This window comes from Marseilla massiliensis (assembly GCF_016899955.1).
GTDB classification, from domain to species: domain Bacteria; phylum Bacteroidota; class Bacteroidia; order Bacteroidales; family Bacteroidaceae; genus Prevotella; species Prevotella intestinigallinarum.
In genome coordinates this window covers 62,541-75,635 of the sequence record NZ_JACJJL010000013.1, presented here as the reverse complement: position 1 = coordinate 75,635, position 13,095 = coordinate 62,541, and the positions used below count along the sequence as shown (strand labels likewise).

General features: G+C 52.5%; 10 protein-coding genes and 1 other RNA gene. All 11 read right to left on the bottom strand.

Features of this window, described 5'->3' with window-relative positions:
- Window positions 1-20: 20 nt before the first annotated feature.
- Window positions 21-395: RNase P RNA component class A (gene rnpB, locus H6B30_RS09010), an RNA gene on the bottom strand.
- A gap of 136 nt (window positions 396-531) precedes the next feature.
- Complete coding sequence (locus tag H6B30_RS09005; RefSeq protein ID WP_205109734.1) at window positions 532-2,211, bottom strand: alpha-amylase family glycosyl hydrolase; 1,680 nt, start codon at window positions 2,209-2,211, stop codon at window positions 532-534.
- Between the two features lie 65 nt (window positions 2,212-2,276).
- Window positions 2,277-3,164, bottom strand: coding sequence for an ACP S-malonyltransferase (gene fabD / locus H6B30_RS09000; RefSeq protein ID WP_205109732.1), 888 nt, complete (start codon window positions 3,162-3,164; stop codon window positions 2,277-2,279).
- 475 nt (window positions 3,165-3,639) lie between these two features.
- Window positions 3,640-5,037 carry a FimB/Mfa2 family fimbrial subunit gene (locus H6B30_RS08995; RefSeq protein ID WP_205109730.1) on the bottom strand — a complete coding sequence of 466 codons (1,398 nt, stop codon included), beginning with the start codon at window positions 5,035-5,037 and terminating at the stop codon, window positions 3,640-3,642.
- A gap of 161 nt (window positions 5,038-5,198) precedes the next feature.
- Window positions 5,199-6,431: a phosphatase PAP2 family protein gene (locus tag H6B30_RS08990; protein WP_205109728.1), complete on the bottom strand. Its 1,233-nt coding sequence runs from the start codon at window positions 6,429-6,431 to the stop codon at window positions 5,199-5,201.
- Window positions 6,428-7,726 carry a TonB-dependent receptor domain-containing protein gene (locus H6B30_RS08985; RefSeq protein ID WP_205109726.1) on the bottom strand — a complete coding sequence of 433 codons (1,299 nt, stop codon included), beginning with the start codon at window positions 7,724-7,726 and terminating at the stop codon, window positions 6,428-6,430. The genes H6B30_RS08990 and H6B30_RS08985 overlap by 4 nt, the downstream gene beginning before the upstream one ends.
- Window positions 7,727-7,794: 68 nt before the next feature.
- Window positions 7,795-8,553: a methyltransferase family protein gene (locus H6B30_RS08980; protein WP_239483815.1), complete on the bottom strand. Its 759-nt coding sequence runs from the start codon at window positions 8,551-8,553 to the stop codon at window positions 7,795-7,797.
- A gap of 670 nt (window positions 8,554-9,223) precedes the next feature.
- Window positions 9,224-10,237: a sensor histidine kinase gene (locus tag H6B30_RS08975; protein ID WP_338088972.1), complete on the bottom strand. Its 1,014-nt coding sequence runs from the start codon at window positions 10,235-10,237 to the stop codon at window positions 9,224-9,226.
- Between the two features lie 56 nt (window positions 10,238-10,293).
- Entirely contained in the window at window positions 10,294-10,971 is a 678-nt protein-coding gene (locus H6B30_RS08970) for a response regulator transcription factor (protein ID WP_205109724.1), read from the bottom strand.
- Entirely contained in the window at window positions 10,968-11,384 is a 417-nt protein-coding gene (locus H6B30_RS08965; RefSeq protein ID WP_205109722.1) for an EamA family transporter, read from the bottom strand. Before H6B30_RS08965 ends, H6B30_RS08970 begins: the two co-directional genes overlap by 4 nt.
- Window positions 11,385-11,476: 92 nt before the next feature.
- Complete coding sequence (locus H6B30_RS16545; protein ID WP_262896801.1) at window positions 11,477-13,081, bottom strand: efflux RND transporter permease subunit; 1,605 nt, start codon at window positions 13,079-13,081, stop codon at window positions 11,477-11,479.
- Window positions 13,082-13,095 lie beyond the last annotated feature (14 nt).

Sequence of the window (13,095 nt, the reverse complement as noted above, 5' to 3'; positions counted from 1 at the left end):
ACAATAACTTCGTATAGAAAGAAAGCAGTGCCCCTGTAAGCCGGGTTCTGTTCCACCGCCACTTCCATGGCGGTGGCGCCTGCCATTTATCTAGCTTGTGCGTCACCACACAAGTCAAGCATTCTACCCTCCATCGGGAAATATCGGGCGGGCAACCCTCAGCCGATGGTTTACATGAACTTGCAGCCTCCAGACGACACAGCCCACCGATCACCCGGTGGCTGGTGGTCTCTTACACCACCTTCTCACCCTTACCAGCCTGACGATGGCTGGCGGTTGTTTTCTTCTGCCGTATCCTACTGTCACCAATAGCTTCTACTTTCAGAAGTGGAGCGCCCTGCGCTGCCCGGACTTTCCTCTCGCACCGAAGTGCCAGCGGCAGACCGAGACACTGCTTTCTGTGTTTGTTACAGATGTGCCACACACTAAGCAATGCACCAACGACATTGCATTGGGGTGGCATTACCGTATGCAAAGGTACTCAAAATTATGCGAACATAACAATAATTGCATGAAATATATTATGCAAAATCATTTGTGCGCAGACGTGTTTAGCTTCAACACGCAAGCACCCCACGCCCCTACTGGCATTGTCACGATGCCGTCGCGAACGAGCGAGACAGACATCCGGCGGCCGGTGAGCAGGTCGGTGGCCATGCAACGCTTCTCGCCAAAGTCAAGGAAGTCAAACGCATGGGCAGGTATTGTCACGCCTGCCTCTACTGCTGTATCGCTGAAATTGGCAACAACAAGCAGCAACTGGTTTGCCGACTTGCGCAAAAAGGCGTACTGCCTGTCGGGATTGAAATGGCCGGAATGCCCATTCACGTACATCAAATCGAAAAACTCACCTTCTGTCACAGCCTTCTCGGTCGATGCCATCCCCAACACCTTTGCGTAAAATGCGGCGAGCTGCTTTTCGTTGTCGGTCAGGGTGCCATTGCTCGCACGGCTCAAAGACCCGACACTCCAATAGTCGAAGATGGTGGTACGGCCGTCGCGCCCGCTGAACCCTTCTTCGTCCATACCCCGCTCTCCGTATTCCTGACCGGCATAGAGCATGAACGGACTGCGGCGCATCAGCGCACTAACCACAAGGGCCGGCACACCGCGCCATCCGTCTCCGGCGAAATAGTCGCTGGCTATGCGTTGTTCGTCATGGTTTTCAAGGAAATACAGCATGTGACCATTGATGTCGTCGACTGCCTGCCAAGCCCCTGTTATCGACGATGCCGGCATATATCCGCACGTAACGCCGCGCAGAGTGTCGTACATGCCCACCTTGTCATACAGGTAATCGAAGCCGGACGAGATGTAGTTGCGGTATTCGGCAGGATTGTAAACCTCGCCGATGAACACGATGCCGGGATGCTGTTGCTTTACTCGGCCTGTCACCCAATGCCAGAAACCGGCCGGAACCATCTCTGCCATGTCGCAGCGGAAACCGTCGATTCCTTTGGCCGCCCAAAACAGAAGTATTGCCAGCATCTTGTGCCACGTGTCCGGGATGGGTTCGAAATGGGCCACACGGCCGGCGTAATAGTCGACTCCGTAATTCAGTTTCACCGTCTCATACCAGTCGTTCACGCCGGGCGACGGGTCAAAGTGGTCGTTGCCGGTAGCCTTGGCCGGCATCTCTACATATGGGCCGAACCCTTCGGCGTCGAGGCTGAACTGTGGTGAGAACTTGCAACCGGGACAATAGTAGAAGTTGTTCTTAGGAGTAAAGCCAAGAGAGCTATCGTCGCCTTCACCCAAATCAGCCACCCCGGCCGGCTTGCAGACCGAATGGTATTGGCGGGCCACGTGGTTTGGCACAAAATCGATGATAACTTTGAGCCCGGCATCGTGTGTACGGCGTACCAACGCCTCAAACTCGGCCATGCGGTCGGGCACGCTTTCGGCCAAGTCGGGGTCGACATCGTAATAATCGGTGATGGCGTATGGCGACCCTGCCTTGCCTTTCACAACCGCTGGATGGTTGGCCGGCAGTCCATACCGGGTGTAATCGGTCTGCGTGGCATGGCGAACCACTCCTGTATACCACACATGACTTATGCCCATCTCACGCATGGCGGAAAGCTCCGTAGCACCGATGGCGTTGAATTTGCCACAACCGTTTTCATCAATTGTGCCGTTCTTGCGCAGACAACTGGCGCCATTGCCGAACAGACGGGTAAAGACTTGGTAAATGATAACTTTCTTACTCATAGGCGATAATGTCTGAAAAAGATGGCCGACACCTTTCAACAGGCGTCGGCCAAAACCAATGGTAATCAGGCAATGCCGTGGGCTGCCACGTTCTTGTCGATGCGCCCAATCATGCCTTGCAGCGCTTTGCCGGGGCCACACTCGGTGAAATCGTCGGCTCCGTCGGCTATCATGTTCTGCACACAAGCCGTCCATCTTACGCTGCTGGTAAGCTGTGCTATCAGGTTTGCCTTGATTTCGGCCGGGTCTGTGTGGGGCTTTCCATCCACATTCTGGTAAACGGGGCACTTTGGAGCTGAGAAATCTGTGGCTTCGATAGCCGCCTGCAGCTCATCCTTTGCAGGCTGCATCAGCGGAGAATGGAACGCACCGCCAACCTTCAAGGGCAAAGCACGCTTTGCTCCGGCTGCCTTAAGCTGCTCGCAAGCCTCGTTGATGGCCTCAACGTTGCCAGAAATGACAAGCTGACCAGGACAGTTGTAATTGGCAGGAACGACAACATGCCCAGGCTTATTTATGGATGCGCACACCTCTTCAACCTTTTCATCGGGCAGGCCAACGATGGCTGCCATGGTCGAAGGAGCCATGTCGCAGGCTTTCTGCATAGCCATTGCACGGGCATAAACCAACTTCAGGCCATCCTCGAAGCTGAGAGCGCCGGCTGCAACGAGTGCTGAGAACTCACCAAGTGAATGGCCGGCAACCATAGCCGGGCTGAAGTCGTCACCCATGCAAAGCGCAGAGATGACGCTATGAAGGAATACTGCAGGCTGAGTAACCTTTGTCTGCTTCAGTTCTTCGTCTGTACCAGCAAACATAATGTCTGTGATTCTGTAGCCAAGAATCTCGTCTGCTTTCTCAAAAAGCTCTTTTGCTAATGGATTGTTGTCATAAAGGTCTTTGCCCATGCCAACAAACTGCGCCCCCTGACCGGGGAAAACGAATGCTTTCATTTGCTTTCTGTTTTATTGGAATTAAAATGTTCAGGCAGCAAAATTACTATTTTTTTCTGATATTGGCAAATATTTGGGTCCATTGCACTCACACTCCCGGCATTTTTAGTTGCACGCATGCCACTGGCAAACGGTAAACTCCGCGGCATGACAATTCCGGGAACAATGTTGGATAAAGGATGTGGGGCCTGCCAACATGTTGGTGTCCGACCTGCAACACCAGCCCAAAAGAGGCCCTGTTTTTATGTTAGTGGCCTGAAGTACGCAATGGACTGCCGGCAGGCATCGCAGATAAAACAACCGCGTCAGGCAAGAAACAAAACACAAAAAGTCCCGTGCAGCACTACATTATTGCAGCGCTACACGGGAAATTCGAACCATACCGACATTGCATGCCGATGAATTTGCATGCAGGTTGGCACAATATTGTAAATAAGGCCACATCATGTGACAGTAAGCCACAAGCCTCGTTACATCATTTAAATGTCACCGTGGTTACGGCCCGAAGCAGAGTTGAGCCATCAATGGTGGGCGAAGTGTATCCAGAACTGGAAAATACGTAACACACAAGCTTGCCATTGTCTTTGACAAAATAGTTTTCCCCAGTGCCAAACAACTCAAACTTCCCCTTTAACAGCACCTTGTTTATCGTGCCAAATTCAGCAAAGATGACATCCATTTCATCTTTTGTCGGTATCCGCCAGCCTGATATGTCATAACCTTCGGTCATCTTTGCAATGGCCGCATTAACCAATTCTTCAGCTGCTTCCTGCGCTATTTGCTTAACGTTAAGCCCATCCACTTCATCTGTTGAAACCAATGTAACCGTGGTTGTGCCGCCCGACGTCTTTGAGTCTAACACATAATACTTGTCTTTATATATCGTTCCTTTCTCCGGCGTCCCCGTCGGGACAATCGGGACATCGGGTTCTTTCTCATCAGAATCGTCAACGGAGTCTTCCGGAACGACAGTGCCTGTGCTGCCGCGTTCGTCAAAGTCGAACTTTATCTCGCGCTCCCCGCTCCACGTGGCGCCCACAATCGTACCAGCCAACGACACTCCCAAACGTTCGGTATATGTGCCGACAATGTTGATTTTGTAATTTGCGACAAGCTCTTGGCTGCTTGTATAAGAATAGCTCTTGACCTTTCCGTCTTTCCCTGTGATGTTTACGGAAATGGTGGCGTTCTCGGTCGACGGTGGCAAGACATACCTGCCGGCAGATGTCTTCCACGTCTTCGTACTGCCGTCTTTGGCCAATGGCAACACTTCGCTGGCCCCATTGTCCGAATAAGTGCCGTTGATGCACAACGAGGAATACAGCGGGGCGATTGTTACGGAGACGCTCGTGGCCGTGGAAGGCACATTATTTATTACAATACCCTCTATTTTCATCACCTTGCGCTGCATTGTCAGCGTCAGCGTATTCTCGCCTCCTTCGACCAGGCTGACCGTACTGCTTGCCGACATCAGGTCGCCGTGTGTCTCTCCAGTCAGGCTAACAACCGACTCCGGGCGCGCTTCGGCTTCGGAAGGCAGGCTGTAATTTCCGGCATCAGCGCCCGCAATGGCAAATACACTGTACTTGCCTTCAATCAAATCGATGGAAAGCGACGCCGCCTCCTCAGCAACCTGAACACGTTTGCTACATTTCCCGCTACTGTCAAACACGTAGACGTAAACAGGATAACTTACCTTACTTGCTTCGCCGTCAGCACCCTTGATGCCATCATCTACACGGGTACGGATTGTAAGCGTACTGTTGGGCTCGGGCTGCAACCCGCCCTCGAATGAAACATCCTCCGTACAGGAGGTGCCCATTGTGGCCAAAATGGTGGCCGTCAACAGGCTCTTGAGTAAAAGTTTTCTCATCACCTACACTTAATGATGAATTAAATAATATTTTAATAGTTATTGCAAATATACACAATTTATTTCATCATCAAGTATAATTTCGACTTATTTTTACAATAAAATCAAAGTAATTGTGTGCCTGCATAATACAGTCAGAACACTCACTTCAGCCAAAGTGTTCAAAAAATTACATTAGTTGATCCTCCTATAACAATCAAATGGCTTGTCGACTTAGCCGGCGATATCCGGTTGAAAGAAAGGTTGTAGTCGGCAAACATACGTATGCCGAGATTTGACCTTGCCCGGAACGTCAGCGAAACCCCTGTTCCAAGCCCTGCCCCACAGTTCTTTCCGATGGCATATTCCGATGTCTTCATCTGGTTGCAGAAGCTCATCCCGACAAGAGCCTTGCTTCCGATCAAGAGCCGCGACATGATTGGATAGGAAAAATAAGCACCTGCATGGACAAGAAACATATCCAAAGTTTCGTCGAGAGCATGGCCTTTGTAAATTACAGCATTGTTGGAAACAGCCAGCCTGCCACCCACTCCTATATATGGATTGAAGAAATACGCCCCCTCAAGGCCCGCCGTGCTGCCAGACGAAAACTGCAATGATGAATTGCCGGGCAGGCTGTAGTTTCCAGGCATGGCGTTCAACCCGAGGTAAAGGCCCACAAATGTCGGCGCATCATCCACAGAGCAATTGTCTGCGATATCATAATAATGGATGCCCTTGTCGTTAAAAATGAGATCGGCAATATAGTAACCTGCCTCGGTGGAAAGGATGCCGATGCCCGCCCCTGTAAGCACATCGCTCAGCCAATGCTTGTTGTTGGCCATGCGCATAAGCCCTGTGGCAGTGGCAACGGAATAGGCCCCGATGCCTATCCAAGGGCTAATGTGCCCATATTCTTTGGTAAGCATGGTGGCCGTCATGAAAGCAGTGGCAGTGTGTCCCGACGGGAAAGAGTTGTCGTTTGACCCGTCTGGGCGCATCACACGGGTCGACTGCTTCAACGAATAGACGACACCGCCCATTATTACAGCCGAAAAGGCATCGGAAGCAAGCATCCGCCCCCACGAGCTTCGCCCTTCTGCACCGCCAAGCTTCATGCCAACCATCACGGCAGCCGGCAGGTATTGAAGATAGTCATCGGCGTGGCGGTTGAAGCTTGGCAGGTAATCGTTACGCAGACTACGGAAGTGGTCGTCTTCGCTTTTTACCACGAGGCCGGCCGCTACCAACGGCACGCCGACACAAGTAACCTTGAACACACGCGAGGCGGCCTGCCGCTCGAAAAACGACCGGCCGCGCGCGGCGTCGGCAAGGCTGTCGTCCTGGGCTTTTGCCGGAATCATAGCCAACGCCGTCAAGCTGCATATCACCAAACGCTTCATGCTGTCTGTCATCTGTCTTTGTGCTTTAATGTTTCAAAATTCCATGCCACACCGAAATAAAACACGCGTGAACCGTTGCGTTGCTCAACGCGCTGCTGCAGTTGGGGTGTGTCGATGGTATATGTAGTATGGCTTGTTCCAATGTCCATCGAAAATGAGCCTTCACGCCTACACTGCGGTGTCAGTGCAGTCGACAACACACGTGAGTTGAGTTGCAACAAGGCATTGCCGAAAGGCACAAGTGCGGCGTTCATCGACGCACTCCAAGCCATGGCACCCTTGTGCGAGGCATAGCCCAGACGCGTGGCGTCGATACGGTCGTAGAACAGATTGCCGTTTACATTGAGCGTCAGCCACTTGCCTATTTCCGAACCAACCATCACTTCGGCCCCGGCAGCCGAACTGTTGTCCAAGTTCTCTTTCGTTGTCAGCAGCACATTGCCGTCAACATAGCGTGTTATCGTTGTGAGCTTGTTCGTGACGTAACGATAATAGACCGTACCAAGAATGGTTGTGGCGCCCTTTTTCCACTGGTAGGCAGCCTCCAACGAGTGAACCTTTTCAGGCTTAAGATACGGATTGCCGGCTTTGAGCGTCAAAGGGTTCTGGTATTCGGGAAAATGGTTGAGGTCGTCGGCCTCAGGCCGGTTTACCCGCAGGCTGTAACTTAACCGCAATTCGTTGTGCCCGTCAATCGCATAAGAGGTGTGCAGCGTTGGATAAACCATGAAGTAGGCATTGTTGACAATGCTGTCGAGGGTGAACAACTGCAACTTTATCTGCATGTGTTCAGGCCTCAGCCCAAGCAACACGCCCCATCTGCCCTGCTCATATATCAAGGTGGCATAAAACGGATGGCACGTCTCATGGTTGGTGAAGTCGCTTGTGCGGTTTGGGTCGGCAACAAAGCCGCTGCCGTCGAAACTCTGTGCATGATAAAAAAGGTCGGTCTGCAGCGCATCCAGCTCGTAGCCCAGGCTCAGCTTGTCGAGATGTTGGACGTAGGCAGGCCGTCTCCCTTCGACAACCACTGCGTCGAGGTGGCCGGAAGACGGGTGCATGTATAACGTGCCGAGGTCTACCGGCTTTTGACTGCCCAATCGGAATGCAGGCGAACGGGTGACAGAATAGCCTATGAAACGGCATTCTACATAATAATTGCCCGCTGCCACGGATGTGAACACAAAGCGCCCGTCGGTGCCGCTTACTGTTCCTGCAACAAACACACTGTCTGCCGAACGATACAACACCACATCGGCATAGCCGAGAGCCTCGCCAGAATCGTGCGCCACAACGGTGCCTGTCACGCCTGAAGCGTTGGCCGGCAGTGCTGCCAACCAGCAACCACATATCAAAACAGACAATGCTTTCATCTTTACCTGCCCTGCTCATCAAGGAGATTAGTGTGTGACTTGACGTACTTCAATACAAAATAGGCAATGCCGCTTATTGCCGTTGCCACGTATAAAGGCAGGTTCAGGGATACAGACGCTACCTGCCAATATACAATGATGTCGAAAAGAGTGAACAGCAGGAAGAGGGCAAAGACCCCGTTTTTCTCTTTCTTGACCACTTTTTTCCATGAAAAGGCAATGCCCGAGGCACGGTAATGCCTGAAATCGGGCAGGAATGCCGGTGTCCGACCGGCCCAATCCAAGTAGGCAGCGCCGAATTTCCTGCGCAAAAACTGCTCTTCAGCAAACATGATGCGCTCGTAGTAGAGCCAATAACAAAGTGCAAACTCTGCCACGAAAGCGGCATTGCACGTAAGCATGGCTATGCCAAGCCACATGAGGCAGTTGCCCAAGTACAACGGATGGCGCACAACCGAGTATGCATCCATGGTATTGAGCCCGTCGACCACCTGTCTTTCCGTATTCCTGCCAGAAGTGCCCACGGGTGTGTGGCCTACGGTGTAGGCGCGCACAAACAGTCCGGCCAGGCTTGTGCCGAAGCAGAAGCACTCGTAGGCGTGCCAATGGTGGACGGCTGCCGAGAACAGGATCCCAGAACTGTGGATAACAAACAGCAGAGCCGCTATGCCTGCCGGCAATGCCACGAGTGGCAGGAAGCTCCTACGGCAAAACAACCAATTGCCTTGTGATTCAATTTCCTCTTGCAATGCCATAATCATTATCTGTATTTAATGTTACGGTTGCAAAATTACGGCCCGACTTTGTTGGAAATTTGAAGTTTTGCTGTTAAAACGGTTATAATTATGACATATCGGTGCATCAGCGCCACCTACAAGCCGTGCCTACATCCGCCTGCCGCCAAGGCCGCTTTTCAACGCCATTGCAAAACGGGCCGTTTTGCGTGCCCATACGGCCCGTTTCAATCTCCAATATGGCAGCTTTCGGAATGCAAAACGGCCCGTATCGTTTAACACCCGCAACAACAGCCCACAACAATCGTATCGGCACGACCATGCGCCACATCCATATCCGACCAGAAAGGCCATTTAACCTAAACCAATGGGCAGCTTGCTGAATGTTGGCTTCCATCTATCTGACATCGTCATAAAATGCTTCTGCCCTTCCTGCGGCAACTTGCCCGCCGCGGTGTCCCAATGCCGCCCGCCACGCCTTGGGCAAAGCCAGCAACCAATCTGCACGGAAGCAGAGAGCATGTGTTGGGGCATCTGATGGCTGTTGGGGCTGAACATACAGCATGCCGACGGCAGCATGCGCCGCAACCCCTGCCGGCAACGCTGCAAGACACACTCATGTCGAAGTGCCGCACAATGACGGCATGGCAGGCGTAACGCAGCATGCAGGCGCAAACGGGAAAGCCAAAGCATACTGCTAAAAGCCTACCGTGAAACAGTGGAGGCCATCTTTGTATGCATATTCCACCGTCCAGCCATGATAGTCGCAAACGGCCTTGACTATGGCCAGTCCGAGCCCATTGCCCTTGGGCTTGTTGCCGGGCCTGTAAAAACGGTTGAACACCAGTCTGCCGTCGAGCGGAGGGTCGTCAGACGTATTGGCCACGACGAGACTGTTGCCGCCTACCGAAATTGAAATCTCGCCGCCATCGCGGTTATGGCGCACTGAGTTGACAACAAGGTTGTTTACAAGGCATTCCAGCAACGTGCGGTTGGCCCAGACCGAAAACGCCCCCGCAAACTCTTTGCAAATGGCAATGTCGTCCGCCAAAAACTCGAGTGAGGGCAGCATTTCGCCTATGAAGCCGGTAAGCTCAATGTCCTCCATCTGCTCGTATTGGCGGTTGTCAATCTTTGCCAGCAGCAACAGGTTGCGGTTCATCCGGGCCAGCCGGCTGGCTGTTTCGTACAACCCCTGAATCTGAACGGCCTGCCGCTTGGTGAGGTCGGGCGACTGGAGCAGCAAGTCAAGCTTGCTTTGGAATACAGCAAGCGGCGTCTGCAACTCGTGTGAGGCATTCTCTGTAAACTCCTTCTGCATGTTGTAGCTTGCCAGGCTGTTGTGCATCAGCGTTCGCAATGTGCTGTCAAGGCGTACAAACTCGGTGACATTGCTCTCTGGAAAGTCGGGCACCCTGCCGTTTTCAAGCCTGAACCCCTCGATAAGGCACAGCGTACGGTCGAAAGGTTGCCACAGCCTGCGCGATATGAACCGCACGGTGAGCGCCATGGCCACGGCCAGAACAAATGTTATGACAGCAAACTGTATCATCACGCCTTTCATGATGTCCTCTTCCAAATCGAGCGCCGGAATGGGCTGACCGCTCCTTACCGCCTCTATGATGTCTATCATGTCTTCAGCATAATAGTGCTTTGTCAACAGGTAAAACAGCGGTGTGGCAAGCAACAGCATCACAGCTATGCAAGCCACAAACCTGCACGAGCATTTTCCGCGAAAGGCTCTGGCACTTAACACGCTCCATAGTATCAAATCTCAATCCATTTATACCCGGTTCCATAAATGTTCTTAACGCAGTCTCTAACTCCGGCCTCCGCCAGTTTGGTCTTTAAGTTCTTGATGTGCGTATAAACGAAATCGTGGTTGTCAAACATGTCTGCCATGTCGCCGCTCAGATGCTCGGCCATAGACGCTTTCGACACCACCTTGTTGCGGTTGCCTATGAAGAACAGCAACAGCTCATACTCCATGCGCGTCAGCACAACCTGACGGCCACCCACACTGACCGATTTGGCCGGCAGGTTTTTCTCGATGCCGTTGCTGCGCAATATGTTGTTGGCCGCAAACTCTTTCCTGCGGATGATGGCGTAAATGCGCATCGACAACTCCGGCAGATGGAAAGGCTTTGCCAGATAGTCGTCGGCACCAATCTCCAACCCCTTTACCTTGTCGTCGAGCGAGTCTTTGGCCGATACTATTATCACTCCCACGGGATTGCGTTTCTTCCTTATGTCGCGCAGAATGTCAAGCCCGTTGCCGCCCGGCAACATCAAGTCGAGCAACACACAATCGTAATCATAAAGATTAACCTTCATCTTTGCGGTGTCGTAAGTGAACGACTGTTCGCACACATAGTTTTCTGAACTGAGGTATGTCACTATGTTTTCCGACAGCTCCCGCTCGTCTTCTATAATCAGTAATTTCATTTAATGCAAATCAATATACTACCACCAACTATTAGCAAACCGCCAACAACGACCCTAAGACTTACCTGCTCTTTAAAGAAAATAAAGGCAATGGCCATGGTGATGACCACACTCAGCTTATCCAACGGAACCACACGGGAAAGGTCGCCAAGCTGCAAGGCCTTGAAATAAAACAGCCACGACAGCCCCGTGGCCAGTCCGCTGACCACAAGTAATATCCACGCATGGCCCGGTATCGACCTTATCTCCCTCATGTGAGGCCCAAACAACACGATGCCCCAGGTCAGCATGAGCACAACGGAAGTACGTATGGCCGTGGCTAAATCCGAATTTATGCCCCTAACACCCATCTTGGCAAAGACCGACGTCAATGCCGCAAACAACGCAGAAAGCAGTGCATAACACTTCCACATGATTGTTATCGCTATTTGATTAGTCCGTGCAAATTTATATTATTGCCACAAAAGTAATGCCGAATTTTGAAGGAAATTTGAAGATATGGCCGTCATTTCCGCCCTATGCGGTAAATAAGCCGCATCGCCGCAGGCAACACCACCAATAGCAGAGGCAGCCCCGCCACAAAGCCACTTATCACCGCCACGGCCAACGGTTGCTGCATCTGTGCGCCAACACCCCATCCGAGAGCCAACGGCATCAACGCCAGCACGGCGCCAATGGCCGTCATGAGCTTCGGGCGAATGCGAAGGGCGATGGCATAGTCTACTGCCTCGTCGGGAGTGCCGCCGCGCCTGAGGTTCATTTTGTATTGCCACACGGTGAAAATGGAGTTTTCTGCCAAGATGCCCACTATCATTATGATGCCCGTATAGCTGCTCACATTGAGAGGAGTGCCTGTTAACCACAGCGCCAAGAGGCAACCGCAAATGCCTGTCAGCGATATGGCGAGCACCACAATAGACAGCCACCATTCACGAAGCAAGAACATAAGCACCGTAAGAACGAGCAATGTAGCAAGGCAGAGTATCGTAGCCAGTTCCTTGAACGACTGCTGCTGCTCGGCGTAAGCACCGCCAAACGACAGGCTGTAGCCCGACGGCAGGGTCAATTGGTGGCCTAAGGCCTGGCGCAGAGCGTCGACAGCGCTACCCAAGTCACGGTTTTCGAGCCTGGCAGTCAGCGTGATGTTGCTCTTCAAGTCTTCGCGCCGTTGCTCTATCTCGCCCGGATTAACTATGACATCACAAAAGTACGACAACGGACGTGTGGTGCCGTCGGGCAGGAAGATGGGCTGTCGCTGCAACAGTTCCGGCGAGTTGTCGGCAAAGTCGGTGAACCGAAAGAGTATCCGCCGCATCTGTTCGCCATCCTGTATCGACCCAATTTGCAATCCTCCGGTCATTGCGGCCTGTGCCGGGTTGGGCTCTATCACGCCGGCACTCTGGCTGAGCGGTATCCCGCCCGTATAGGCAGTCAGCTGCTCTTGGAAGTCTTCAAGGGAAATGCCGAACTGCGATAGCCGGTCTTCATGGGGAATAAACACCAGCGAAGCCCCTGCCGGCACCAGTCCGTTGTCTATGTCTACAATGCCCGGAACGGTCTGCATGACCTTCTCTACATGCGCTGCCAGTTTCTGTAGAGTGGCATAATCATCACCGAACAGCTTTATCTCGATGGGCTTTGGCGTGCTCATCAGGTCGCCAAGCAAATCGGCAATGCGCTGGCCAAAGTCGATGGTCATGAGAGGAACAGCCTGCGAGATGCTGCGCCGGAGGTCGCTTATCACTTCGGGTGTCGACTTTTTGCGGTCTTTCTTCAACTGTATGAGATAGTCGCCAAAGTTGGTTGGCCTTGTCTTGAACGACATTCCCAAAGCCGTACGCCGTGAATATGTCTCTACATCCGGATGCTTCATAATGATGTTCTCCATCTGCCGGCACAGGCGGTCGGTCTCTTCTATGTCGGTGCCGGCCGGCGAATGGTAGTCAAGCACTATCGTTCCCTCATCCAGGTCGGGCATGAACCCTGATGCCAAGCGGCCTGAAGCGTACCACCCTCCGAGGCATAATAGCAGCATGAAGACGGCGGCGAAGACCGGCTTACGGTACAGTTTGGTTAGAAAATGCAACTTGCTTATTGAGTCGGCTTCCATATCCCGGGCTGTCA